Raw genomic sequence first — 25,167 nt, forward strand, 5'->3', positions numbered from 1 at the left:
TCGCTCTGGCCGCACTTGACGGACTTTGTAAACTTAGGTAATAAAGTAGCAGACGACCGCAGGGCCGTCGCCCGTTCGCCACTCGACGCAAGGACGCTCATGGCACTCACCCCACTGCACTCCGACTGGACCCTCACCGCGGTGGCAGGCCCGATCCCGGACTCGATCGTCGGGCAGGTGGTCGCGGCGACCGTGCCGGGCTGTGCACACCTCGACCTCCTCGCCGCCGGCCTCATCGCCGAACCGTTCGACGGGGACAACGAGGCGACGCAGCAGTGGATCGGCAACACGGTCTGGCGCTACGAGACCACCTTCGACTGGCGGGACGACGGCTCGGACCGACACGACCTCGTCGCTCTCGGACTCGACACGGTCGCGACCATCGAGCTGAACGGATCACTCGTCGCCCGCACCGAGAACCAGCACCGCAGCTACCGGTTCGACATCGCCCCGCTCCTCCGGGTCGGCCGGAACGCGCTGGTGATCACTTTCGCCGCTCCGGTCGACGAGGCGGAAGCCCGTTCCGAGCAGCATGGGCCGCGACCGCACGTGAACCACCACCCCTACAACTCGCTGCGGAAGGCCGCATTCAACTTCGGCTGGGACTGGGGCATCGACGTCGCGACCAGTGGCATCTGGAAGTCGATCGGCATCGAGAGCTGGTCGGGTGCGCGCATCGACTCCGTGCGGCCGCTCGTCGACCTCAGGGCGTCGGCCGACGGCGCAGGAAGCGCCGACAGCACCGGAAGCCCCGACGGCCGGAGCGGCTACGACGGGCTGCTCGACGCCCGGATCGCGGTCGAATGGGCGGGCGCTGCGGCAGTGGCTCCCGTACACGCTCGGGTGACCGTCGGCGAGGTCGCACAGACCGTCTCGCTGGAGCCGGGCATCGGCGAGGTGCGCGTCGCGCTGTCCGTCCCGCAGGTGCAGCTGTGGTGGCCGACCGGACACGGCGAGCAACCGCTCTACGACATCGAGGTCGTGCTGCAGAGCGAGGAGGTGACGCCCGAGCCGTGGCGCTCCCGCATCGGGTTCCGGACCGTGACGGTGAACAGCGAGCCGGACGCCGTGGGAGCACCGTTCGACGTCGTCGTCAACGGTGAGCTCATCCAGATCCGCGGAGCGAACTGGATCCCGGACCACGCATTCGTGACCGAGGTCGACCGAGACCGATATCGCCGCCGCGTCCGGGATGCGGTGGACGCGAACATGAACCTGCTGCGCGTCTGGGGCGGCGGCATCTACGAATCGGACGACTTCTACGACGCCTGCGACGAGGCGGGCATCCTCGTCTGGCAGGACTTCCTGTTCGCCTGCGCCGCCTACGCGGAGGAGGACTGGCTCAGCGTCGAGGTCGAAGCCGAGGCGCGCGAGGCGATCACGCGGCTCAGTCCCCACCCCTCCCTCGTCATCTGGAACGGCAACAACGAGAACATCTGGGGGTTCGTCGAGTGGGGCTGGCGGCAGGATCTCGCCGGGCGAACCTGGGGCAACGGGTACTACCGCGAACTCTTCCCGGCGCTCGTGGCAGAGCTCGATCCGAGCCGCTGCTACTCGCCGGCCAGCCCGTACTCCTTCACCGAGTACCTGCATCCGAACGACCCGGCGAACGGCACGATGCACATCTGGGATGTGTGGAACAGCCTCGACTACAGCGAGTACCGCAGGCATGAGCCACGCTTCGCCTCGGAGTTCGGCTTCCAGGGTCCGCCAGCCTGGTCGACACTCGTCGGTGCCGTCCACGATGAACCGCTCGACGCCTATGGTCACCAGATGCTCGTGCACCAGAAGGCGGACGAAGGCAACCTCAAGCTCGAGCGCGGGATGTTCGGGCACCTGCCGGAGCCGCGGACGATCGAGGAGTGGCACTGGTCGACGCAGCTGAACCAGGCCGCGGCGATCCGCTTCGGAATCGAGCACTTCCGTTCGCTCGTTCCGCGCAACACGGGCGTGATCGTGTGGCAGTTGAACGACAGTTGGCCGGTCGTCTCGTGGGCCGCCGTCGACTTCGCCGAGCATCGGAAGCCCCTGTGGTTCGCCCTGCGGGCGGTGTACGAGCCCCGCCTCGCGACGTTCCAGCCGCGGCCGGAGGGATTGGCGCTCGTCGTGCTCAACGACACGGCCGAGGCCTGGTCCGGAGAGGTGCTGTTTCGGCGGACGACGTTCGACGGCACGGTGCTCGCCACCGCCGCCGTGCAGGCATTGATCGAGCCGCGGGGCGGGACGACCATCATCGTGCCGGTGGGCGTCGCCGCCGTCGTCGACGCGGCTCGCGAGATCCTCACCGCCACACTCGCCGGCTTCGCGACCGCGATCCACGACCCCACGGAGGTCGTCGAGCAGGCACTCGACCCGCAGCCGCTCACCGCCGTTGCCGAGGCGACGGACGACGAACCGACGACGTACCGCGTGAGAGTGACAGCGACGGCGTACGTGCGGGACATCACGCTGCTGGTCGACCGGGTCGACGACGCGGCGAGCGTCGACCGGGGTCTCGTGACGCTGCTCGCGGGCGAGCGTGCGACGTTCCTGGTGCGCGCGCGGCCGGGCCTCGATCCGTCGGCCTTCCTCGCCAGCGACGTCCTCCGCCACGCGAACGGCCTCCACGCCGGGCGCTGAGCCCCTCGACAAGCTCGGGGAGCGGGGTCGGGTCGGCGGGCGAGGTCGGGTCGGTCCGCTCGTGTTCGCGCTCCGTTCCCTGAGCCTGTCGAAGGGCGCCCGGGCAGCCTCCCGTGCGGCCCCTCGACAAGCTCGGTGAGCGGGGTCGGTCCGGGGGTGGTTCAGAAGGGGGCGGGTTCTGGTGTGGTGCGGTGGTGTTTGCCGTCGGGTGTGGTCCAGTCCAGGACACCGCTACCGTGGTGGTCAAGTCTCCAGCCGGGGAGGTGTTTCATCCGGTGGTGATGTCGACACAGACACGCAAGGTTCCCGACAGCTGTTGTCCCGCCGTGCTCCCACGCGATCGAGTGGTCGAGGTCACACGCTCGGGCCCGGCGCCCACAGCCCGGTGCCCGACAGGTGGCGTCTCGCAAGCGCACCGCGCGTTGCAGATCCGCCGGCACCCGATACTGCTCCCGCCCGACGGACAGCACCGCACCAGTTTCCGGGTGGGTGAGCACCCGGGTCATCGACGGTGCGCTGACCGCGAGCCGTGCTGCAGTGGCCGGGTCGATCGGCCCATACCCGTCAAGAGTCGCCGGGGCGTCGGTGACACCCAGGATCGACAGCGCCGGCACCGTGATCTGCACCGTCGCACGAATGCGCTCCGACACTTCCACCGGATGCGGGAGCACCGCCGTGGGGGTCTGCTCTGCTGGGGTGACACCGCTGATGGCCAGGGACGCGAGCGCATCCGCCCGCAACTGCGCACAACTGCGGGCATCGCCGCCCGAACGTGCCTCGGCCACGAGTGCGTCGAGTCGTTCCGCGATGCCATGCGCAACCGGTGCGGTGGTGAACAGGTGCACCCACGCCATGCCGTCCGGCGCCGCTTCGATCTCCACCCGACGATCCTGCTCCGACCGCAGAGCACGCACGGTGATAGATTCCGGGTGCAAGCGCTCACGCAGCACCCGGGCATGCTGCTTCACCCGCGCCGCGGTTGAGCGTTCCGCGACGGGCAACACTGTGCTCAGGAACACGGCCCGGCCGGGCGCCGGGACCTCACGCAACTGATCCGTGATCGCGTGCGCATGCCGCACCGAGATCCGCCCCTGCTCAAGCGCCACCAACACCTGCGGGGCCTCATTCACGAGGCGTTCCGCGTCGCCTGTCGCACGCTGCACCGTCTGCTCCGACATCCGGACCGCCATCGCGAGCGTCGCGCACGTCGAACGCCGCACCAACGCCTGCCGCTCCGACGACGTCCGCCCATGCACCGCGACCGTGTCGGCCATCGCGTCCGCGAACGCCGCCGACCGCGCCAACAACCGGGCCTCCCGAGCATCCAATGCCGCCCGCTCCCGCGCGATCACGACGAACTCGTCCGAGAACCCCGCCAACTCCGCAGCGAACACCTCGCTCGGATGCGGGAGGAAGAGCTGCTCGGTCATGACACCAGTCCATCATGGACCACTGACATTCAAGATGCTCACCCGTGGGCACCTCGACAAGCTCGACGAACGGCATGGACGCGGCAATTGAACGTGAGCACCTCGACACGCTCGGCGAAGGGATCCTCCGGCAGGGGTCGAGGTGCCCTTCGACAGGCTCAGGGGCCAGGGTCAGGCGCGCGTCACGTGGAGCACGAGTGCCTGTGCCGGCCACAGCGGCGGGATCTGCAGGCCGATCGTGTCGAGGACGCTCGCCGGGAGGACCACCTCGCCTGCCGAGATCCAGCCGGGCGTGGCGAAGCCGTGCCGAGACGCACCGATCTCATCACGGACGCGTACGCGGTAGGTGGCGTCCGGGTCGAGACCGTGGAGTCGGACGCGCTCCGGCAGCGAGTCCTCGAGCGTCGCCACACTCGCGATCGTGAAGACGGCCTCCGAGCGGTCCTGTGCGACTGCCCCGACGACGCGCAGCGCCGGATCGTGCACGTCCGCGTGCACCGCGGTCCCCGTGTGGATCACGTGCCGCAGCTCCTTGTAGAGCGCGGCCCAGCGTGTGATGACGGCGCGCTCATCGGGTGTGCACTCCGCGATGTTCCACTCGAAGCCCGCCGATCCCATGAGACTCGTCGCCAGGCGGTACGACAGCGCGGTGGTCCGACCCGATGAGTGCGCCGTGGTCGGCCCGACGTGTCCGCCGACGACTTCGGGTGCGAGCAGAAGCTGCGTCCAGCGCTGGATGTCCTGCCGCTCGACCGGGTCGTTCGAGTCGCTCGCCCACACCCGGTCGGCGACGGCGAGGATCCCGAGGTCGCTCCGGGCGCCGCCGGAGGAGCACGACTCGATCTCGAGGCCGGGGTGTCTGCCCTTCAGTTCGGCCATCAAGCGGTACAGGGCCCGTGTCTGCAGATGTGTGCCCGGCCGGCCGTCGTGCAGCGATTCGATGAGGTCGCGGTTGTGGTCCCATTTGATGAAGTCGATGCCGATCTCGGACACCAGGGCGTCCAGCCTGCCGAGGATGTACGTGTAGGTGTCCGCTCGGGCGATGTCGAGGACGTGCTGGCTCCGCCAGGACAGGTGGTCCGGCGTCGGAACGTGGCCCGGCGCGTGCAGCAGCCAGTCGGGATGGCGGCGAGCGAGCTCGGAGTCGAGGTTGACCATCTCCGGTTCGAACCAGAGCCCGAACTGCATTCCGAGTCCATGCACCCGATCGGCCAGTGGGGCGAGGCCGTCGGGCCAGACCGTCCGGTCGACGGTCCAGTCGCCGAGTCCTCGCGTGTCGTCGCGTCGGCCGAGGAACCAACCGTCGTCGAGCACGAACCGCTCGACGCCGACCTGTGCCGCGAGCGCGGCGAGCTCGTGCAGGAACGCTGGGTCGTGGTTGAAGTACACCGCCTCCCAGGTGTTCAGCACGAGGGGACGAGGAGTCCGCGGGTGCTGCGGTCGCGCCCGTTCGAAGCGGTGGAAGCGCTCCGAGAGCCCGTCGAGCCCCCTGTTGGACCAGGCGAAGTACGCTGTCGGGGTCGTATATGCCTCACCGGGCATGAGGGTGATCTCGCCGGCCCGGAGCAATTCTCCAGCGCCGATCAGGTCGACGGAGTCGGGCAGCCGATCGTTGCGGTACGTGCAGTCTGCGCTCCATCCGAGGTGCACGGCCCAGAGCTCACCGGCGCGATCGCGGGGTGCGTCGATCGATGCGATGTAGGCCATCGGGGCATCGTGGCCACCGCGCCCTCGACGGGTCTGCCGAGCCGTCGAACCACGCGGCATGAGCGTGGTGCTCGGCACCTTCTCCCGGGTCCACCGCCCGGCGAACGTCGTCAGGTGGTCGACGGCCTTCGGCGTCGGGAGTGTGGCCTCCAACCAGTCGACGGAGACCTCGCCGCCTGCATCGCCTCGGCCGGTGTCGGTCCGCTCGACTGTGTGGACGACGGTGACGAGGCCGCCGGCCTCGATGGCGATGACCGAGGTGAGTCTGAGTCCGTTCGACGCGTCTTCGGCGACGACCGACAGCGCTGATGCGTCAGCCGAGGGGGTGCACCGGACACTCGACCAGCGCAGGTGGATCGGGACGCCGTCGCGCCGGAGTGAGAGGCCGGGACGGCCGGCCCACATGTCGCCTTCGGCGGGGAGGATCGACACCTGCCAGGCGGCGTCGAGCGTCCCAGGTCGGGTCTGTCGGCTGAGCGCCGCGGCGAGGTCGCGCAGACCGTCGGCATCGACCGGCCCGAGGTCAGCGCCCCAGTGCAGGACGGTCGGCAGCACGGTGTCCGGCGGCTCGGTCGACGCTTCGGCGGCGGTCTCGATCACGAGCGAGACACCGTCCCGGCTGAGGTGGATGAGCGGTGTTGTTGGGAGGCGGGCTGCGGCGTCGTCGCCGCGGAGCTGCGTGTCCACGAGGTCGGTCATGGGGCCCTTTCGAAACGGGATCAGATCGGAACGAGTTCCTTCGATGTGCTTGACGCACATAATTTACCTAAGTAACAATGGGGCCGTCGGGTGGAAAAATCCACCCCCATTCACGAAGTCGGCGTCGACTGTCCACAGCGGTCCGCGCTCTGGGAAAGGATCAACGATGTTCCTCAGCACCACGGGCTCCCGGCCCCGCCGTCGCACCTGGGCGGTGGGCGCCGCAGCGGCCGCCGCCGCAACAGCACTCCTGCTCTCCGGCTGCTCGCCATCGAGCGGTTCCAGTGGATCGTCCGCCTCCGCGGCCGACACCCTCGTCGCCTACACCGGCCAGTCCGGCGACTACCAGATCAACTTCAACCCCTACTCGCCGTCCAGCATCGGCGGCATCGGCACGATCTACGAGTCGCTCTTCTTCGTCACCAACGTCAACACCGAGGCGTACAAGCCGTTGCTCGGCACCGAGTACTCCTGGAGCGACGACGGCACGCAGCTCTCCGTCACCCTGCGTGACGACGTGAAGTGGTCGGACGGCGAGGCCTTCTCCGCGAAGGACGTCGCATTCACCTTCAACCAGCTGCTCGACACCCCGTCGATCAACAACGGCGGCTTCGACGGCGCCGTCGAAGCGACCGATGACACGCACATCGTCTTCACCTGGGACTACGCGGCCTTCGTGAGCGGCCCGACGCTGCTCGGCCGCACGCCGATCGTCCCCGAGCACATCTGGAAGGACGTCGACCCGACGACCAACGTCATGGAGAAGCCCGTCGGAACCGGCCCGTACACGCTCGGCAACTTCAAGGCGCAGGCGTTCACGCTCGTCTCGAACCCCGACTACTGGGATGGCGAACCCGCGGTGAAGGCCGTCCGCTACCTGTCGCTCTCCGGCAACACGGCAGGCGCGGACGCACTGGCCGCGGGGTCGATCGACTGGCAGACCGGCCCGGTCCCGGACCTCGAGAACGTCTCGACCACCTACCCCGGCTACGACGCGATCACGATCCCGCAGAACCAGATGGCGTTGCTCACCTGCTCCAGCGCGGCGCTCGGCTGCGTCGGACCGCAGACGGACCCGGCCGTCCGCCAGGCGATCTACTACGCGCTCAACCGTGACCAGGTGAACTCCCTCGCGTTCCAGAACACCGCGAGCGAGATGTCGCCGACCTTCGCGCTGACGACCACCCAGAAGGACCTCATCTCGCCGGCCGTCGCCGAGCCGATCGCCCCGAGCACCCCCGACGAGGCCAAGGCCTCAGCGCTCCTCGAGGGTGCCGGATGGGCGAAGGACTCCGACGGCGTCTACGCGAAGGACGGCGAGAAGCTGTCGCTGACCGTCGAGGTCGTCACCGGCTGGACCGACTACATCACCGCGATCGACACGATGGCCCAGCAGCTGAAGGCCGTCGGCATCGACCTGAAGGTCTCGCAATCCTCATGGAACGAGTGGACGGACAAGAAGGGCAAGGGCAACTACCAGCTCGCGATCGACTCGCTCGGTCAGGGTGCGGCGTCCGACCCGTTCTACCTCTACGACAAGTACTTCAACACGGCGTTCACCGCTGCGGTCGGCGAGGTGGCTCCGCAGAACGTGGCCCGCTTCAGCGACCCGGAGGTCGACGCGGCGCTCGCAGTGCTGAAGTCCACGAACCCCACCGACACCGCTGCACGCCAGGCGCAGTTCGACATCATCCAGGCGAAGATCGTCGCCGACATGCCGTACATCCCGATCATGACGGGTGGTACGACGAGCGAGTTCCACAGTGAGAAGTTCACCGGCTGGCCGACCCTCGACGACCTGTACGCGTTCCCCGCGATCTGGGCGTCTCCCGACAACGCGGAGATCTTCAAGTCGCTGAAGCCGACGGGGAAGTAGCGATGACCGTCACCGAGAAGGAGCGAACCGGTCTGCGTAGGGGAGGGACGTCGTGAACTACTTCGTCCGCAAGCTGGGGTTCTACGCCATCGCCCTGTGGGCGGCGTTGACCATCAACTTCCTGATCCCGAGGTTGTTGCCGGGGAACCCCGTCGACATCCTGCTGGCCAAACTGCAGCAGCGGGGTGGCATCGTCACCCCCGACACACGCAAGGCCTACGAGCTCCTTCTCGGTGGCAATTCCTCGGAACCGCTGCCACTGCAGTACTGGAACTACCTCGTCAACGTGTTCCGCGGTGACCTCGGGGTGTCGGTCAGCTACTTCCCGACGCCCGTGACGGAGGTCATCAGCACCTCGATGCCGTGGACGATCGCGCTCATCGGCATCGCCACCATCCTGGCGACGATCATCGGCGTCTCCCTCGGTGCGATCGTCGGCTGGAAGCCGGGCACCTGGCTGGACTCGCTCGTGCCGGCGACGACGCTGCTCGCCGCCGTGCCGTACTTCTGGCTCGCGCTCATCCTCGTCTACATCTTCGCGACGACTCTGAAGCTGTTCCCCTCGCAGGGCGGCTACGACGTGATCCTCGATCCGGGCCTCTCATGGGAGTTCATCTCCTCGGCCATCCAGTACGGCTTCCTCCCGGCGTTGACGATCGTGATCGCCTCGCTCGGTGGCTGGCTCCTCGGCATGCGCAACATGATGGTCTCGACGCTCTCCGAGGACTACATCCTCACCGCCCAGGCGAAGGGCCTCAGCCAGGGTCGGATCCTCCGGAACTACGCGGCGCGGAACGCGGTCCTGCCGTCGGTCGCCGGGTTCGCGATCGCCTTGGGGTTCGTGGTCTCGGGGTCGATCGTCACCGAGCAGGTGTTCTCCTACCCGGGCATCGGCTCGAAGCTGCTCTCCGCGGTGACGAACAACGACTACGCGCTGATGCAGGGCATCTTCCTCTACATCACGCTCGCCGTCCTCGGTGCGAACCTCATCGTCGACCTCTTCTACGGGATCATCGACCCCCGCACCCGGGTGAACGCCTGATGGGCCGGGCAGGCACGATGCGCGTGGCAGTAGTGACATCACCAGGCAGTGTGCAGCAGCCGTTCACGGAAGGACTCCGACGATGACGAACCTCGCACCCCGTACCGAGCCGAACGTCGCCGACGCGACGATGGCGCTCGCCACCGCAGCGGCGGAGAAGGGCAAGAAGCCGCGCTCCGCCTGGCGGATGATGCTCCCGACCATGACACCGTGGCTCGCGGTCGGTCTCTTCCTCGTCGGCGGCATCACGCTCTTCGGTCTGATCGGCCCCCTGCTCGTGCAGGATCCGACCACCATCCGCGACATCGGTCTCCAGCCGCCGAGCGCCGGCCACATCATGGGCACGACGCAGACGGGTCAGGACGTGTTCGCGCAACTCGCGTACGCAACGGCCGGCTCGCTGCAGATCGGTCTCATCGTCGGGGTGCTCGCGACGATCCTGTCGGCGTTCTTCGGCATCCTCGGTGCCTACATCGGCGGCTTCGCGGACGAGGCGTTCTCGCTCTTCTCGAACGTGTTCCTCGTGATCCCGGGCCTGCCGCTCGTGATCGTCATCTCGGGGTTCGTGCCACAGGAGCAGCGCGGGTTGTGGACCATCGCGGTCGTCCTGGCGATCACGGGGTGGGCCGCGTCCAGCCGGGTGCTCCGAGCGCAGACGCTGTCGATCCGCAACCGCGACTACGTCGCGGCGTCCCGGGTCGCCGGCGAACGGGCGGGGCGGGTCATCGCGGTCGAGATCCTCCCGAACCTGCTGCCCGTGCTCGCCTCGCAGTTCGTGTTCGCCGTGATCGCAGCGATCCTCGGTGAAGCCGGCCTGTCGTTCCTGGGCCTCGGCGCTTCGAACTCGTCGACGCTCGGAACGATGTTGTTCTATGCGCAGAACGGATTCGCCCTGCCGCTCGGCGCCTGGTGGTGGTTCGGTCCGCCCGGCCTCATCATCGCCCTGTTCGGCATGGGGCTGTCGCTCATCAACTTCTCCATCGACGAGATCATCAACCCGAAGCTGAAGAACGTCCGGCTGCACCGCAAGCGGGCGAACGCCGCCGCGAAGCTCGAGCGGGCGACGGCGAAGCGAGAACGCGCCGCTGGTGAGCGCGGAAGGAAGGTATCGGCATGACGCTCCTGGAAGCACCCTCATCTCGGCGGTCCACCCGCCCTGCCGTCGTCACGATCGCGGACCTCTCGGTCGTCTACGAGGTCGAACACCCGGTGACCGCGGTCAAGCACGCGAGTCTCTCGCTCGCCCCTGGGGAGATCCTCGGGCTCGCTGGTGAGTCGGGTTGCGGCAAGACCACGCTCGCCTACGCCATCAACCGGCTGCACAAGCCGCCGGCCCGCATCTCCTCCGGGAGCATCACGTTCCACGACCGCGACGGCAGCGACGTCGACCTCCTCGCACTCGAGGACGAGGAGCTGCGCGCGTTCCGCTGGACGAAGCTGTCGATGGTGTTCCAGGGTGCGATGAACGCGTTGAACCCCGTCACGAACGTGCGCGCGCAGCTGTGTGACGTGCTGCTGACGCACCGTCCCGAACTGACGCGGAAGGAACGTGTCAGGCGGGCGGGTGATGTCCTCGAACGGGTCGGCGTCGATCGCGCCAGGCTGAGCTCGTATCCGCACGAGCTGTCCGGTGGCATGCGTCAACGCGTCATGATCGCCATGGCCATGTTGCTGGAACCGCAGGTGATGATCATGGACGAGCCGACCACGGCCCTCGACGTCGTCGTGCAGCGCGACATCCTGCGCGAGATCGTCCGTCTGCGCGACGAACTCGATTTCGCCGTCGTGTTCATCACCCATGACCTGCCGCTCCTCCTGGAGATCAGCGACCGTATCGCGATCATGCTCGAGGGCGAGATCGTCGAACTCGGCACCGCCGATCAGATCTACCGGGAACCTGAGCACCCATACACCCGCCGGCTGCTCCAGTCGTTCCCGAGCCTCAGCGGCTCGCGCGGCGCGTTCATCCGGACCGGCATCGACGAAGCGCAGGAGGACGCGTCATGACGACGATCCGCGTCACCGACCTCACCAAGGACTTCACCATCAAGAAGGGGCTGAAGCGGACGGCGTTCCGCGCGGTGGACCGGGTGTCCTTCGACCTCGTCCCCGGTCGCACCGTCGCCCTGGTGGGGGAGTCGGGCTCTGGGAAGTCGACCATCGCGCGCATGCTCGCGCGCCTGGAACGTCCGTCGTCCGGGCAGATCGAGGTGACCCTCGACAACGGTGCGAGAGTGCCGCGCTCGCTCTACCGCCGTCACGTGCAGATGGTGTTCCAGGACCCGTTCGCCTCGCTGAACCCGTTCCACACGATCGAGCACCACATCGCGCGACCCATCCGGATCCATCGCCGGGCGTCCGGTGCGGCAGCCGTGCATGAGCAGGTGCTGACGATGCTCGAGCGTGTGAACCTGACGCCTGCCGAGGACATGGCGGCGCGTCGTCCGCACGAACTCTCCGGCGGTCAGCGTCAGCGTGTCGCCATCGCGCGCGCGCTCGCTCCGGGCGCGCAAGTACTCATCGCGGATGAGCCGGTGTCGATGCTCGACGTGTCGATCCGGCTCGGCGTGCTGAACCTGATGGGCCGTCTGCAGCGCGAGGACGACCTGGCCGTCCTGTACATCACGCACGACCTCGCGACAGCGCGGCACTTCTCCGACGAGATCCTGGTGCTGTACCACGGCCGTGTCGTCGAGCGCGGCCCGGCGGATGACGTCATCCTGAACCCGCAGCACGACTACACGAAGCTGCTGGCGCTCGCCGCACCCGACCCGGAGAAGATCGGCAAGGTCGTCTCCTCCGAAGCGGCACCCGACCGGGCTTCGCTCGACAACTCCGTCTGCTACAACCACCACACGCAGTCGTGGGAGTCCGCGGATCGTGAGCCGGCACGTGTCTGAGCGCGCCGGCAGCGGCACTGGAGCCCTGCTGCGCTGGGGGAACGACGCGATCGGATTGGTGTTCGCAACCGGGGAGGGGGAGCCCGTTGCGCTCGTCGGCATCGGATCGGGCGGCGAAGGGCACGACGTGCCGGTCCTCGCTCCCGAACTGCGACAACCGCTCGTGGAGCTGTCGGGCTTCGGTCACGGCCGCTTCCCGGGAAGCTTCCGATACGTCGACACCGTCATCGGCGCCCGACTCCGGTACCGCGCGCACACCGTCGAGGGCGGGACGCTTCGGATCGACCAGCATGACGAGGAGACGGGCCTCGCGGTGACGAGTGTCTTCGAGCTGCGCGACGGTGTCAGCGCCTTCCGTACGTGGACCGAGGTGACCGCCGACGAGGGGACGATCGTGCTCGACGCCGTCTCGACGTTCGCGACCGGGGCCTTCCTGACGGCGGCCCCCGACGTCGATGGGTTCGAGTTGGCCTCGGCCGCCAACGACTGGGTGGCCGAGAGCCGCTGGACGACCCGGCCGCTGCGGGAGCTGGGTCTCGCGCGGATCGACCGCGACGTCCAGCACCAACCACCGCGCAGCCGTCTGCACGTCGCGAACCGCGGCTCGTGGTCGACAGCTGCCGCTCCCGCCTCGATGCTGCCGGAGCAGGCGGGGAACTGGGCGTACCCCCTCTCGGGTTCCGGACGCGAGGCGATGGTGTTCGCGCTCGTCAACGGGGTGCTCGGCCGGATGTACCTCTCGGGCTACCTCAACCGCATGACGCCCGACGAGGTCTCCATCGTCCGCGAGGCCGTCGCCGCGCAGAGGGCCGTCGTCGCCGACATCGAGGCGTCGCTCCCGTTCTGGCCACTCGGTCTACCAGGCTGGGAGGACCGCTGGGTCTCCCTCGGCCTTCGGCACGCTGGTGGAGCCCGGATCAGTCTCTGGCGGAGGCCCGGCGCTCCGAGCGTGGTCGTGCTTCCCCTTCCGGCCTACCGTGGCCGAGAGCTGACCGTCCAGCCGTTCTTCCCAGCGGACTCCGACGGCTGGTCGTGGCAGTGGGACGCGCCGACGGGTGAGCTCACCGTGACCGTCGCGGTCCAAGCGCCGACGGCCCGAGTGCTCAGCCTCACCCCTGGACCCGATGCATCGTCGACAGCGAAGGACACCCCTGCATGACCAGGAATACCGAACCGACCGGGACCAGCGTGCGGACGACCGCTCCGTGGCCGACCGAGGCGTTGTCGTTCGGCGGCGACTACAGCCCGGAGCAGTGGCCGTGGGAGACCGTGCTCGAGGACATGGAACTGATGCGGGAGGCGGCGGTGAACCTCGTGACGCTCGGCGTCTTCTCGTGGAGCGTCCACGAGCCACGCGAGGGCGTGTTCGACTTCAGTTGGCTCGACCGGATCCTCGATCTGCTCCACGAACACGGCATCGCGGTGGACCTCGCGACACCCACGGCCGCGGTCCCCATGTGGCTGCACCGCCTCCACCCCGAGATCCTGCCGCAGGACGAACACGGCCATCCGCTCGCTCCCGGAGGGCGGCTCGGCTTCTGCCCGTCCTCCCTGGTCTTCCGCCGCTACGCACTCCGCGTGGTCGATCGACTCGCCGCGCATGTCGTCGACCACCCGGCCGTGCGGATGTGGCACGTCAGCAACGAGCTCGGTGGCGGCAACGCACGATGCCACTGTCCGGTGTCCAACGATCGTTTCCGTGAGTGGGTCGAGGCAAAATATGTCACGGTCGACGCGCTCAATGCGGCTTGGGGGATGACGTTCTGGGGGAACAGTTACTCCTCGTTCGAGGAGGTCACCACCCCGGGTGGTGTCACCGCGCACAACCCGGGTCAGCTGCTCGACTACGAGCGGTTCTCCTCAGACGAGTTGCTCGAGCAGTACCGGGCCGAGCGTGCGGTGCTCCAGCAGTACACTCCGGATCTCCCGATCACGACCAACTTCATGGTCGGACTCGGCCCCGATGTGGTCGACTACACGCGGTGGGCGGGGGAGATGGACATCGTCGCGAACGACCACTACACCTACGGCCCGGATCCGTTGCGGCACCAGGACCTCGCCTTCAGCGGCGACCGCATGCGCGGGATGTCGGGCGGCGGGCCCTGGATGCTCATGGAGCACGCGACCGGCGGATCGAGCTGGCATTCGATCAATCAGCCGAAAGAGCCGGGAGAGCTCGCCCGACATGCCCTCGCCCACGTCGCCCGCGGCTCCGACAGCGTGATGTACTTCCAGTGGCGTGCCTCGAAATCGGGCACCGAGCAGTTCCACTCGGCGATGCTCCCGCACGCCGGCCGCGACACCCGCGCGTTCCGGAGCGTCACCTCGCTCGGGCGCGATGTCCGGGAGCTCGCTGAGGTCCGGGGTTCCGTCGTGACACCGGCGGAGGTCGCGATCCTGCACGACAACGAAGCCGGGTGGGCGGTGCGCAGCGGCCTCAAACCCATCAATCGGATGAGCGCCTCCCAGACCGCCCGCGCGGTGCACAACGCCTTCTTCGAGCGCGCCATCACCACGGATGTCGTCGCGCCCTGGACGGACCTCTCGCCCTACCGGATCGTCATCGTCTCCGGGCTCTTCCTCGTCTCCGACGAGAACGCCCGCGCTGTGGAGGCGTTCACGGAGGCCGGCGGGACGGTGCTCGTGACCTGGTTCTCAGGAGTGGTGGACGAGGTCAACACCGTTCGCCCCGGCGGCTTCACGGGAGCGTTCCGATCGTTGCTCGGTGTCGTCGTGGAGGAGTTCGCTCCCCTCGCCGAGGGTCGCACCATAGCCCTCGACAACGGGTGGACCGCCAGCCGATGGACCGAAGTGCTGCAGGACCCGGCTGCCGACGCCGACGTCGAGGTCGTCGCCGGCTACTCGGACGGGGTCGCTGCAGGACTCCCCGCCGTCACACGCCGCCGACTCGGTCGTGGAACCGCCTGGTACCTCTCCGCCGACCTCGACCCGGAAAGCCTGGGGCTGCTCATCGACCGTCTGTTGGCGGAGACGCCGGTCGAGCCGGTCGCCATCGTCTCACCCGGTGTCGAAGCGGTGCGACGGTCCTCCGTCGACAGGTCCTACCTGTTCCTCATCAACCACCGTGACGAAGCGGGGTGGGCGGAAGCGTCCGGTACCGATCTGCTGACGGGTGTCGTGCACGAGGACCGCGTTCCATTGGCACCGGGTGCGGTCGTCGTGCTCACCGAACGCGGCTGACCGTCGGCGTCCGAGTCCGGGCGAGCGGCCCGCTCCTAACCGACGCGGAAACCGCCGTTGCTGGAGAGGAGCTGGCCGTTGATCCATGAGCCTGCGGGCGAGCAGAGGAAGCGCACGAGGTCCGCTGTGTCCGCCGGCGTGCCGAGGCGGCCGGCTGCGGTGTCGGCGATGCCCCAGGCACGGACGTCGTCGTCCATCCATCCGGTGTCGATCGGGCCGGGATTGACGACGTTGGCCCGGACGCCACGGTCGGCGAGCTCCACCGACGCCGCGATGACGATGCGGTCCAGTGCGCCCTTGCTCGCGCCGTAGGGGGTGTTGTTGGCGGTGTGATCGCTCGTGAGCGCGACGATCCGGCCACCGACCGCGCCGGGCGTCGTCAGCTGTGGCAACTGTTCGGCGAAGGCTTTGATGAGCAACCACGTCGCGCGGGCGTTCACGGCGAAGTGGCGATCCCAGGCGTCGACGCTCGTCGTGAGGATCGAGCTGTCCACCGACTCGCAATGCGACATCACGAGCGCGGTGACGGGGCCGAGGCGGCGAGCCTGCTCGAGCAGCTCCTGCGGGAAGGTCGGATCGGAGAGGTCGCCGAGGACGACGTCGACCGAGACGCCGAGCGCGCGGCACTCCTCGGCGATCGCTTCCGGGTCGCCTGGCGTCCGTTCGAAGCCGAGCCGGTCGTCATACGGCTGCCAGGCGTTGAGGACGAGGTCCCAGCCGTCGGCGGCGAGACCCAGCGCGAGTCCTGCTCCGATCGAGCGGCGACGGCCGACCCCGGTGACGACGGCGAGCCGGTTCGTATGCGTCAGGTCCATCCTGCGACCCTACGCGAGGAGTCGTCTCGCGACCGACCTCGCGGCCTCGAACGGCTCGCGGAAGGTGCGCATGCCGACGGTGACGATGGCGCCCTCGTAGAGGAGCATCATCTCGCGGGCCCGGTCGCCCGGGTCGGGCAGCCCCGCTTCGGCGATGAGGGTGTCGAACTGTTCCAGCAACCATTGCTTCTGCCGGGTGACCTCCGGCAGCACGAGCCCGGCGGTCGCATGGTCGGGGATCTCGGCGCGCGCGTTCACGGCGCTGCACCCCTTCGGGCTGTTGTCGTCGGACCAGGCGATCGCCGCGTCGAAGATCGCCAGGACCCGATCGACGCCTGGTTCCGGATGCTCGGCGAGGTGGGCGTCCACCCAGTCGCGCCACCGCGCGTCGCGGTGCTGCAGGTAGGAGAGGACGAGCGCCTCCTTGCTCCCGAACCGGTCGTAGAGGGTCTTCTTCGTGACGCCGGCGGCCTCCGCGATGGTGTCGACGCCGACGGCGTGGATCCCGTTCTCGTAGAAGAGGACGGAGGCTGCGTCGAGCACGCGGCGGGCGCCGGGGGTGAGGGCAGAAAGCTCCGGGACGACGGTGGTCATGCAGAGACTATACCAGTCTGTATACTTCCAGGATGAGTAAACAGATCGGTATACTTTCGGCACCTTCGATGGGCGGCGAAGCCGTCAGGAGACGGCTCCGCGTGGTCATCGTCCCGATCGCCGCCATCGCGTTCGTGCTCTCCTGGAGCTCCGGCTTCATCGTCGGGAAGATCGGCGTGGCGGAGGAGCCGATGCTCACCGTGCTAATCTGGCGCTTCATCCCACTCGCGACCGGCCTCGTCCTCGTGCTCGTCCTCAGCGGCCGGTGGCGGGGGATCACCCGCGCGCAATTGCGTTCGCAACTCGTGATCGGCCTCTTCGGGCAGTTCGGATATGTCGTGTTCGTCTACGCCTCGGTCGCGTCCGGCGTGTCGACTGGCACGACCGCGCTCATCGACGCCGTGCAACCGCTCGTCATCGCGGCGCTCGCCGGACCGCTCCTCCACGTGCGGGTGCCCGGAGCCCAGTGGCTGGGTCTCGGGGTCGGCTCGGTGGGCGTGTTCCTCGTCGTCCAGTCGCAGTTCGGATCGTCGGGGGCGTCGCCGGTGTCGTACCTGTTCCCGCTGCTCGCGATGCTGAGCCTCATCACCGCGACGATCCTCGAGCGACGGACGCCGCATCCGAGCTCCGTGCTCGTCACGCTCACGATCCACGCCGTGGCGACGACCGTCCTGTTGGCGGTGCTCGCGCTCCTGACCGGCGCGATCGTCCCGCCGGGCGACCCGGCCTTCTGGTGGACCTCGCTGTTCCTCGCGCTCGTCCCGACCCTCGCCGCGTACGGCCTCTACTGGTGGCTGCTCCGTCGCGTCGGTGTCACGGTGGTGAACGCCCTGCTCTTCCTCGTCGCGCCGACGACCGCGCTCGCCGGTGCTCTGCTCTTCGGTGAACCGTTCACCTGGCTCACCACTGCGGGCTTCGCGCTCAGCGCTGCCGGTGTCGCTGCCGTTCTCCTGAGCGACGCACGGGGCCGCTGACGGTTCAGACGGCCGCGACCGGGTTGCTCAGGGTGCCGAGACCCGCGAGCGTGATGTCGACCCGGTCGCCGGGCTCGACTGCGACGAAGGTGTTCGGTGCGCCCGTCATGACCACGTCTCCCGGGTGCAGCGTCACCCACGCCGACACGTACACGAGCGTGGCGGCGACCGACGACGGCAGGTTGAAGGAGCCGCTCGACGCCCGCTCAACGCCGTTGACGACGACCGACGTGGCGACGTCGTCGGGGTCGGCGACCTGCGTCTCGATCCACGGGCCGAGGGGCGTGTAGTTCGTGCCGCCCTTGCCCTCGAAGTTCTTCTCGTCCACGGCGTTGCGGTCGACGTTCGTCACGTCGTTCACGATCGTGTAGCCGAGCACCACGTCGAGTGCGTTCTCGAGCGTGAGCCCCTCCGCGACGGCACCGATGACGACCGCGAGCTCCCCCTCGATGTTCACCGTCCCGACACCGCCACGCGCCACGATCGACTCGCCAGGGCCGGTCACCGAGTGCGGTGACTTGAGCCATGCCTGGATCGGGAGCGCGTGGTGGTTGTTGGTCAGGTTGTGCGCGATGCCGACGAGGACGCGCGGTTCGACCGGAGCGAGCAGCTGCGCACCCGCCATCGGCACGGTCTCGCCCGTGCGCACGGGTTCGGCGACGAACGGATCGACGACGAGTGCCCAGTCGTCGCTGTCCGCGATCGCGTGTTGCGGGCCGGTCGGGGTGGAGATCCTGGCGATGCGCATGGGTGCCTTTCGTGGCGAGGGGTGACGGGTGGTGGGGCGGGTCAGGTGCGAGCCCGCGCCAGGAACTTCTTGCGCGAGACGATCGGCGTCGGCCGCGTGGACAGGTCGAACTCCGTGTCCTCTGGTGCGTCGTACAGGAGTGTCAGGTCGCGACCTCGCGTCTCCGGCACGATGAACGTGGTCCCGAAGGTGATCGCGGCGAGGATGAAGATGTAGATGGCCAACGGGATCCACGAACCACCGCTGACGGCGATGAGCCACGCTCCGAGCACAGGGGCGAGACCGCCGGCGAGGACTGCGCTGATCTCGCGGGAGACGGCGACACCGATGTAGCGGTGACGGTTCGCGAAGAGCTCGGGGAGCAGCGCGCACTGGGCGCCGAGCATCGTGTTGACGCCGAGGCCGATCGCGACCGCGATCACGATGATCACGAGGGTCGGGTTGCCGAGCGAGAGCAGCCACCAACCGGGGAACGCGAGTACCAGGAGCACTCCGGCACCGAACCGGTAGACGGGCAGGCGGCCGAATCGGTCGGAGAGGTGGCCGGCGAGCGGGACGCTGATGATGCCGACGACGGAGGCCACGGCGACGGCGAGTGGGCCGATCCAGGCGCCGATGCCGACGGTGCCGACGACGAAGCTCACGGCGAGGGTGTTGAACAGGTACGAGCCGCCGTTCTCGGCCATCCGCAGGCCGATGCCGCGCAGGACGTTCGGGAACGAGGTGCTGAAGACCTCCTTGAGCGGGCTGTTCGCGACCTGCTCCTGCTTCTCCAGCTGCACGAAGGTGGGGCTCTCGCGGAGTCGGAGACGGATGAAGACGGCGACACCGATGAGCAGGACCGAGGCGAGGAACGGGATGCGCCAGACGCCCGAGAGCAGGACCTCGGTCGGCAGGGTGCCGAGGTAGACGAAGACGCCGGCCGCCAGCAGGGTCCCGGCCTGGATGCCGACGAACGGCAGCGCTGCGAAGAAGCCGCGACGGCGACGAGGTGCGTACTCGGCCATCAGCACGGTCGCGCCGGCCTGTTCCGCACCGGCACCGAATCCCTGGAGGAGGCGCATGAGGACGAGGAGCACCGGGGCCCAGATGCCGACCTGCTCGTACGTCGGGAGCACGCCGATCAGGGTGCTGGCACCACCCATGAGTGCGATGGTGACGAGCAGGACCCACTTGCGACCGATGCGGTCACCGAGGGTGCCGAAGAAGATGCCGCCGATGGGACGGGCGATGAAGCCGACGCCGAAGGTGGCGAACGATGCGACGAGGCCCATCGCGGGGTCGAGGTCGGTGAAGAAGATCTTGCTGAAGATGAGCGCGGACGCCAGCCCGTACAGCGCGAAGTCGTAGTACTCGAGCGCACTGCCGACGCTGGACGCCAGGGTTGCCCGGCGCAGGTTCGCTGCGTACTCCGGGTCGGACGAGCCGCGTGTCGCGGCCGGCGCCCCGGTGGTGTCGTCGGATGGAGAACTCGTCATCGGTGTGGCCTCTCATGCAGTCGGGCCGCGTTGCCCGACGGCAGCCAACATAACACCATGATGAACGAAGTTCTACTGGCTGAACGTAGGTGACGGTACGAGCACTGGCCGTTCGAGCTCGGCTGCAGCCTGTGTGAGGGCCGCGAGGACGGATTCCTGCTCGCGCTCGCTGTCCGCCGGGTGCACGAGCGAGACGCCGATCGCGAACGACGGCTGACCGGAGCTGGCCGCCGGGACGAGCTTCGCGAGCCCCAGCACGCTCACGTGCAGGCTGCCCTCGTCGATCGCGTAGCCGCGTCGCTTCGTCTCCGAGAGTCGTTCCTGCAGGGCGTGGAGGTCGGTGACGCTCCGGTCCGTGAAGGTGACGAGGGCCGTCGGATCGCGGTAGAGGTCCTCGACCTGCTCGGGTTCGAGTTCTGCGAGCAGCGCCGCGCCTACTGCGGTCGCCGACGCGGGGTAGCGGTCACCGACGCTCGCGGACAGCGGGAAGCGCTCACGCCCCTCGAACACGGCGAGGTAGAGCACCCGGGAGCCGTCGAGCATCGCGATCTGCACGAGCTGCCGACTGAGGACGGGGGACTCCTCGCAGATCCGGTAGAACTCGCGGATCTGATCGAAGCCGGCGAGGTAGGCGCTGCCGATGTCGACGGTGCGGCGTCCGAGGAGGTATCCGCCCTCGGTCCGGCGGACGAGCCCGCCCTGTTCGAGTGCAGCGCAGAGGGCCGAGGTCGACGACTTCGCGATCCCGAGCTCACGTGCAATGTCGGTCAGGGTGCGCACCTGGCCGGGGGTCAGGGCGAGGAGGTCCAGGATGCGGACCGCTCGGAGGACGGCTGGTGCTTGCGCTCCGCCGCGCTCGGTGTCTGCGTCTGTCATGGTCGCTCCTTCATCGGTCTCCAGCCGACGGTATCGCGTCGAAGGGTGGGCGAGGCGATGCAACGCCATGATGGTGAACGCCGTTCTGTATAGTGATCGCCATGTCACTGGAGTCGAAGTCGTCCCGGTCCGAACGTGTGGGCGTCATCGGCCTCGGCAACATGGGGCTTCCCATGGTGCTGAACCTCCTCGCCGCAGGTCGCGAAGTCCATGTGACCGGGCGCAGTGAGGCCCGCGCTGCTGGCGCGATCGATGCAGGAGCCGTCTGGGAGGTGTCGCCCCACGACCTCGTCGAGCGGTGCGGCGTGATCCTGTTGATGGTGCCGGACCTCCCGCAGGTGGAGGAGCTGCTGTTCGCGGCGGACGGCCTGGCGTCGTCCTCGCTCGACGCGCTCGTCATCGTCAGTTCCTCCGTGTCGCCGAGTGGCATCCGATCGCTCGATGCGCGCCTGCGAGCTGCCACGGACGACCGACTGCAGCTCGTCGACGCACCGGTGAGTGGCGGCACCGAGGGGGCATCCGCCGGCACCCTGTCGATCATGGTGGGCGGCACGGATGAGCAGGCGCAGCGCGCGAGCGCGGTGCTCTCGGCATGCGGGACGCCGGTTCATCTGGGGCCGCTCGGCGCAGGCGACGTCGCGAAGGCGTGCAACCAGCTGATCGTCGCCGCCACGATGACCGCCATCAGCGAGGCCTCAGTCATCGCGGAACGGTCCGGGCTCGACCTCGACGCGTTGCTCACGCTCCTGCAGGGTGGGTATGCGGGCAGCCGGGTGCTCGAATCCAAGCGCGAGCGGTTGGTGGCACGCGACTACTCACCGAGCGGCGTCGCCCGGTTCATGGTGAAGGACCTGGCGTTCGCTGCCGCAGCTGCTGCAGACACGTCGACCCCTGCGCCGCTGCTCGACACCGTCCGCGAGGTGTTCGACGGGGTCGTCGAAGCAGGCCTCGGTGACGAGGACCTCGCCGTCGTGCACCGGTTCGTCGACACATCCCGCTGAGCCAACGGTCGCGTTGCGGCTCAGTGGCCGCTCAGCAGCGACTCAGTGGTGCTGCCGACGCATCTCGTCGGCGAGCGCGGGGTTGCGTTCCGCGAGGTGCGCGGTGATGTCCTCGACCACGGCGGGCGCCTTGTTCTGACTCAGCTTGGCGCGCGCGTCGAACCGGGTGACCTTCATCCGCAGACCGACCGTCCCCTTCGCTGCGCGACGGGTCCCGGCCTCGTCTGCGGCGAGGCTCCGGCCGCCGGGATAGTGCTGCTCGAAGTGGTCGGTGAGCTTGCTCAGCATCTCGTAGTTCTCATCCTCACTCAGGATCTCCGGTGTGCCGTAGAGGTGAGCCGTCACGTGGTTCCAGGTCGGCACGACCTCGCCTGCCGGATACCAACTCGGTGACACGTAGTCGTGCGGTCCCTGGATGATGACGAGGACCTCGTGTGCTCCCAGTTCGTGGAGCTTCTCATCCGGGCGTCCGAAGTGGCTGACGATCGACAGCTCGTCGCGGTCCTCCTCCAGCAGTGCGGGATAGTGCGATGCGATGAGGCCCGTGGTGGCGGGGGAGACGAACGTCGCCCACGGATTGTGACGGATGAGGCGCTTGACCTCGTCGACGTCCGTCATGAGGTAGTGCGGTGTCTTGCGCATGGTGGTGTCCTCCGTCGTCGAGCGTATCGGACGGCCTTGAGGCGCAGCCGAGCCGCCCGGAGACGACCGCTGGACGGTGCGATCTCGGGCGACTCGGGGGGGGATCCGGGACTAGAGCTCGAGCTTGGCGTTGTCGCCCTCGTAGGTCTCGCCGGTGACCTTGGACTTGACCAGGGCGATGGCCGTTGCGATCTTGCCCCCGGGGCTGTCCCAGTACTCGGCGCTCTCAGCGGAGAACTTCAGGAGACCGACGCGGGGGTCGGAGGGGCCGTCGGGGAACCAGGCTTCGACGGCGCCGTTCCACAGCTCCTCCAGCTTGGCTGCATCCTCGACGAGGGCCGCGGTGCCGGCGAGGGAGACCCAGGAACTGTCCGAGCTGAGTGTGACGCCAGCGTTGTCGTTCGAGCGCAGCTGCTGCACGGCCGAAGCGTCTTTGCCGACGATGAACCAGAGGTCGCCGTCGAATTCGCGCTCCTGCACGGTGAGTGGGTGGGCGACGAGCTTGCCGTCGGCGTCCACGGTGGTGAGCATCGCGAAGCGGAAGTCCGCGAGCAGATCGGTGAGCGTCTTGTAGGGGTCGGTGTCTCCGGCCATGAGTCTCTCCTTCGTCGTCTCGACCGGTCCGTCCGTCTCGGGTGACCGGTCTGCGTGGCCAGCAGCCTACGACTCGAACTTCTCGCGAAGCAGAGTCGCGCCGACCGTTGACGGATGGCCTGTCATCTGCAACAGCTCGGTGCGCGGACGCGTACCCTGTCACATTCCGGGAGCGAACGCCATGCTCCCCTCGCTCGCAGGTGCCGTGGTTAGCCTGGACGCTTCACGACCGCAGGGAGAGAACATGAACACCTCATCGCTCATCAACCAGATCAACGAGGCGCTCGCAGCGCTCGGCGGCGGACCGTTCCTCACCACCAAGACGGCTGAGGAAGCGACGAAGACGACGGTCACCGGCACGCTCGGCGACAGCGAGATCCACATCGAGTTCATCGAAGAGGGCAACGGCACCGAGGCTGAGAAGGACCACACGGTCGTCGTCGTCGACGGCGCCTCGGGCGAGCGGCTCGGCGAGGGTCGCGGCGACTCCACGTTCGCCGACGCGATCTCGTCGTTCGGCTGGGCCGGCGTGCTCGACGCCGTCAAGAACGGCTGACAACCCGGACGGCCCGAGGCCCGGTCGCGCCAACCCGGACGGGTGCGCGGCCGGGCCGCAGTCGGTCGGAGGGGCAGCCGGCTGGTGCCTGCAGGACAGAGGATCACATGACGAACAGCCCGGGTGGCGACGAGCGCTGGCTCGTGATCGACGGCCGACGATGGCGTCGCACGGACCCGAGCCTGCCGGCGGACGTCGTCGACGCACTGAAGTCGCACCTGGGTCGTGGTCGTTCATCGGTCGGTCAGGCGAAACGCGTCGGGGACGACGAAGCGGTCGCGGCTGCGCGTCGTCGGGTAGGCCTCGCGAAGCAGGGCCTCGGAGAACGTGGCCCGTACTGGTGGGATGAACCCGAGACCGCCCGGCTGGCTCGCGCCGAGGAGGCGCTCCGAGCGCTCGAGGCGCTGCCGCCCGCCCGACTGAGCGGCGAGCGTTCGCGACGGGCGGGTTGCATTCTGAACGCTCACGACATATCGTTTATCGATACCAACGAAAAACGATATGGATGTGATGATGATGACCGGACCAACCGACCGACCGATCCCCGACGTGGCCGAACTCGCCGCACGCCGGGCGGCCAAGGCCGAACGCGCGCAGCGCCGCGACCTGGCCACCGTCCTCACGACCATCGGTATCGCCGCCGTGGTCGTCGTGGTGACCCTCGTCTTCCGACTCCTCGAGATCTTCGGCTCCGACGGCATCCGCGTGCCGGTGCAGTTCGTCGGGCTCACCGCTGCGATCCCGGACGGGGTCGCAGGAGCCGAGGTCCAGGTCTCCGACGGTGTCGTCGTGGTCTCGGACCTCCCGGTCGCCACCTTCGCGAGTGTGGTGCTCGCCGCGGTCCTGCCGGCTGCCGCGAGTCTCATCGTCATCGTCTGCGCGGCTCTGGTCTTCCGCCGACTCTGGCGCGGTGAGACCTTCGCGCCAGGCACGGCCCGGCTCGTCACCATCGCCTCCTTCGCGATCCTCGGCGGGTGGTTCGCCGCCTCGCTGTTCGGCACCATGGCGTCGAACGGGGCACTCGCGCTGCTGACGGACGACGGCGACTTCAGTGTCACCTTCGAGGTCACCTGGCTGCCGGTGCTCGCCGCGCTGGCGCTCGCCGGTCTCGCGATCGCGTTCCGCGCCGGTGAGCGGTTGCGGGCCGACACGGACGGACTCGTCTGATGGTGCCGGAGACGGGAGAGGACGGAGCGAGCGGCGTGCACTGCAACCTCGACCGTCTGCTCCTGGCGCGCGGCCTCACCCTCGCCCGCCTCAGCGAACCGTCGGCGTCAGCGTCGTGAACCTCTCGGTCCTCAAGAACGACCGGGCCAAGGCGATCCGATTCTCGACGCTCACTGCGATCTGCCGCGTGCTCGACTGCGAAGTCGGGGAGCTCCTGGAGCTCGACGCACCCCACTGACGCAACCCAC

General features: G+C 68.4%; 21 protein-coding genes and 2 pseudogenes. 14 read left to right on the forward strand and 9 right to left on the reverse strand.

The window, feature by feature from the left end; translation table 11 throughout:
- Positions 1 to 99: 99 nt before the first annotated feature.
- Positions 100 to 2,619 carry a glycoside hydrolase family 2 protein gene (locus tag ABMA10_RS07670; RefSeq protein ID WP_347867054.1) on the forward strand — a complete coding sequence of 840 codons (2,520 nt, stop codon included), beginning with the start codon at positions 100 to 102 and terminating at the stop codon, positions 2,617 to 2,619.
- Positions 2,620 to 2,780: 161 nt separating this feature from the next.
- On the opposite strand, the gene ABMA10_RS07675 is transcribed toward ABMA10_RS07670, so the two are convergent.
- Together ABMA10_RS07675 and ABMA10_RS07680 are read right to left on the reverse strand one after the other, a co-directional pair.
- On the reverse strand, positions 2,781 to 4,049 hold the full coding sequence (locus tag ABMA10_RS07675; protein ID WP_431031399.1) for a DUF222 domain-containing protein: 1,269 nt from the start codon (positions 4,047 to 4,049) through the stop codon (positions 2,781 to 2,783).
- 171 nt (positions 4,050 to 4,220) lie between these two features.
- Positions 4,221 to 6,455, reverse strand: coding sequence for an alpha-galactosidase (locus ABMA10_RS07680; RefSeq protein ID WP_347870169.1), 2,235 nt, complete (start codon positions 6,453 to 6,455; stop codon positions 4,221 to 4,223).
- A 166-nt stretch (positions 6,456 to 6,621) separates the two neighbouring features.
- Between ABMA10_RS07680 and ABMA10_RS07685 the strand changes: the two genes are divergently transcribed.
- The 7 genes from ABMA10_RS07685 (at position 6,622) to ABMA10_RS07715 (ending at position 15,474) form a co-directional block, all read left to right on the forward strand.
- Positions 6,622 to 8,331, forward strand: a complete 1,710-nt coding sequence (locus ABMA10_RS07685) for an ABC transporter substrate-binding protein (protein WP_347870170.1) — start codon at positions 6,622 to 6,624, stop codon at positions 8,329 to 8,331.
- Positions 8,332 to 8,383: 52 nt separating this feature from the next.
- Positions 8,384 to 9,373: an ABC transporter permease gene (locus ABMA10_RS07690; RefSeq protein WP_347870171.1), complete on the forward strand. Its 990-nt coding sequence runs from the start codon at positions 8,384 to 8,386 to the stop codon at positions 9,371 to 9,373.
- Between the two features lie 82 nt (positions 9,374 to 9,455).
- On the forward strand, positions 9,456 to 10,490 hold the full coding sequence (locus ABMA10_RS07695; protein ID WP_347870172.1) for an ABC transporter permease: 1,035 nt from the start codon (positions 9,456 to 9,458) through the stop codon (positions 10,488 to 10,490).
- A complete protein-coding gene (locus ABMA10_RS07700; RefSeq protein ID WP_347870173.1) occupies positions 10,487 to 11,380 on the forward strand; it encodes an ABC transporter ATP-binding protein in 894 nt (297 codons plus the stop codon). Before ABMA10_RS07695 ends, ABMA10_RS07700 begins: the two co-directional genes overlap by 4 nt.
- Positions 11,377 to 12,273 (forward strand): ABC transporter ATP-binding protein, encoded by an 897-nt coding sequence (locus ABMA10_RS07705; protein ID WP_347870174.1) that lies wholly within the window; start codon positions 11,377 to 11,379, stop codon positions 12,271 to 12,273. The genes ABMA10_RS07700 and ABMA10_RS07705 overlap by 4 nt, the downstream gene beginning before the upstream one ends.
- Positions 12,266 to 13,432, forward strand: a complete 1,167-nt coding sequence (locus ABMA10_RS07710) for a hypothetical protein (RefSeq protein ID WP_347870175.1) — start codon at positions 12,266 to 12,268, stop codon at positions 13,430 to 13,432. The genes ABMA10_RS07705 and ABMA10_RS07710 overlap by 8 nt, the downstream gene beginning before the upstream one ends.
- Positions 13,429 to 15,474, forward strand: a complete 2,046-nt coding sequence (locus tag ABMA10_RS07715; protein WP_347870176.1) for a beta-galactosidase — start codon at positions 13,429 to 13,431, stop codon at positions 15,472 to 15,474. The genes ABMA10_RS07710 and ABMA10_RS07715 overlap by 4 nt, the downstream gene beginning before the upstream one ends.
- Before the next feature lie 35 nt (positions 15,475 to 15,509).
- Here the strand turns inward: ABMA10_RS07715 and ABMA10_RS07720 are convergent, their stop codons facing one another.
- Entirely contained in the window at positions 15,510 to 16,289 is a 780-nt protein-coding gene (locus ABMA10_RS07720; protein ID WP_347870177.1) for an SDR family oxidoreductase, read from the reverse strand.
- Positions 16,290 to 16,298: 9 nt separating this feature from the next.
- The gene (locus tag ABMA10_RS07725) at positions 16,299 to 16,883 is read right to left on the reverse strand and encodes a TetR/AcrR family transcriptional regulator (RefSeq protein ID WP_347870178.1); all 585 of its coding nucleotides are present in this window, start codon (positions 16,881 to 16,883) and stop codon (positions 16,299 to 16,301) included.
- Positions 16,884 to 16,951: 68 nt separating this feature from the next.
- Here ABMA10_RS07725 and ABMA10_RS07730 point away from each other — a divergent pair, with 68 nt between their 5' ends.
- Positions 16,952 to 17,857, forward strand: a complete 906-nt coding sequence (locus ABMA10_RS07730; protein ID WP_431031400.1) for a DMT family transporter — start codon at positions 16,952 to 16,954, stop codon at positions 17,855 to 17,857.
- Positions 17,858 to 17,861: 4 nt separating this feature from the next.
- On the opposite strand, the gene ABMA10_RS07735 is transcribed toward ABMA10_RS07730, so the two are convergent.
- From ABMA10_RS07735 to ABMA10_RS07745, 3 genes are all read right to left on the reverse strand, one after another.
- Positions 17,862 to 18,605, reverse strand: a complete 744-nt coding sequence (locus tag ABMA10_RS07735) for a fumarylacetoacetate hydrolase family protein (protein ID WP_347870180.1) — start codon at positions 18,603 to 18,605, stop codon at positions 17,862 to 17,864.
- 41 nt (positions 18,606 to 18,646) lie between these two features.
- Complete coding sequence (locus ABMA10_RS07740; RefSeq protein WP_347870181.1) at positions 18,647 to 20,083, reverse strand: MFS transporter; 1,437 nt, start codon at positions 20,081 to 20,083, stop codon at positions 18,647 to 18,649.
- Positions 20,084 to 20,155: 72 nt separating this feature from the next.
- The gene (locus tag ABMA10_RS07745; protein WP_431031401.1) at positions 20,156 to 20,959 is read right to left on the reverse strand and encodes an IclR family transcriptional regulator; all 804 of its coding nucleotides are present in this window, start codon (positions 20,957 to 20,959) and stop codon (positions 20,156 to 20,158) included.
- Between the two features lie 101 nt (positions 20,960 to 21,060).
- On the opposite strand from ABMA10_RS07745, the gene ABMA10_RS07750 reads away from it, so the two are divergent.
- Positions 21,061 to 21,960, forward strand: a complete 900-nt coding sequence (locus ABMA10_RS07750) for an NAD(P)-dependent oxidoreductase (RefSeq protein WP_347870183.1) — start codon at positions 21,061 to 21,063, stop codon at positions 21,958 to 21,960.
- A 42-nt stretch (positions 21,961 to 22,002) separates the two neighbouring features.
- On the opposite strand, the gene ABMA10_RS07755 is transcribed toward ABMA10_RS07750, so the two are convergent.
- Positions 22,003 to 22,602, reverse strand: a complete 600-nt coding sequence (locus ABMA10_RS07755; RefSeq protein WP_347870184.1) for an FMN-binding negative transcriptional regulator — start codon at positions 22,600 to 22,602, stop codon at positions 22,003 to 22,005.
- Between the two features lie 111 nt (positions 22,603 to 22,713).
- The gene (locus tag ABMA10_RS07760) at positions 22,714 to 23,196 is read right to left on the reverse strand and encodes a pyridoxamine 5'-phosphate oxidase family protein (RefSeq protein WP_347870185.1); all 483 of its coding nucleotides are present in this window, start codon (positions 23,194 to 23,196) and stop codon (positions 22,714 to 22,716) included.
- A 244-nt stretch (positions 23,197 to 23,440) separates the two neighbouring features.
- Between ABMA10_RS07760 and ABMA10_RS07765 the strand changes: the two genes are divergently transcribed.
- The 4 genes and pseudogenes from ABMA10_RS07765 (at position 23,441) to ABMA10_RS07780 (ending at position 25,157) form a co-directional block, all read left to right on the forward strand.
- Complete coding sequence (locus ABMA10_RS07765; protein WP_347870186.1) at positions 23,441 to 23,752, forward strand: hypothetical protein; 312 nt, start codon at positions 23,441 to 23,443, stop codon at positions 23,750 to 23,752.
- A gap of 107 nt (positions 23,753 to 23,859) precedes the next feature.
- Positions 23,860 to 24,159, forward strand: a pseudogene (locus ABMA10_RS07770) (biopolymer transporter Tol); the annotation flags it as partial.
- A gap of 109 nt (positions 24,160 to 24,268) precedes the next feature.
- A complete protein-coding gene (locus ABMA10_RS07775; RefSeq protein ID WP_347870187.1) occupies positions 24,269 to 24,919 on the forward strand; it encodes a hypothetical protein in 651 nt (216 codons plus the stop codon).
- Positions 24,919 to 25,157 (forward strand): annotated as a pseudogene (locus ABMA10_RS07780) (helix-turn-helix domain-containing protein). The gene ABMA10_RS07775 and the pseudogene ABMA10_RS07780 overlap by 1 nt, the downstream one beginning before the upstream one ends.
- Positions 25,158 to 25,167 lie beyond the last annotated feature (10 nt).

The organism is Plantibacter sp. RU18 (assembly GCF_050613355.1).
Lineage (GTDB): Bacteria > Actinomycetota > Actinomycetes > Actinomycetales > Microbacteriaceae > Plantibacter.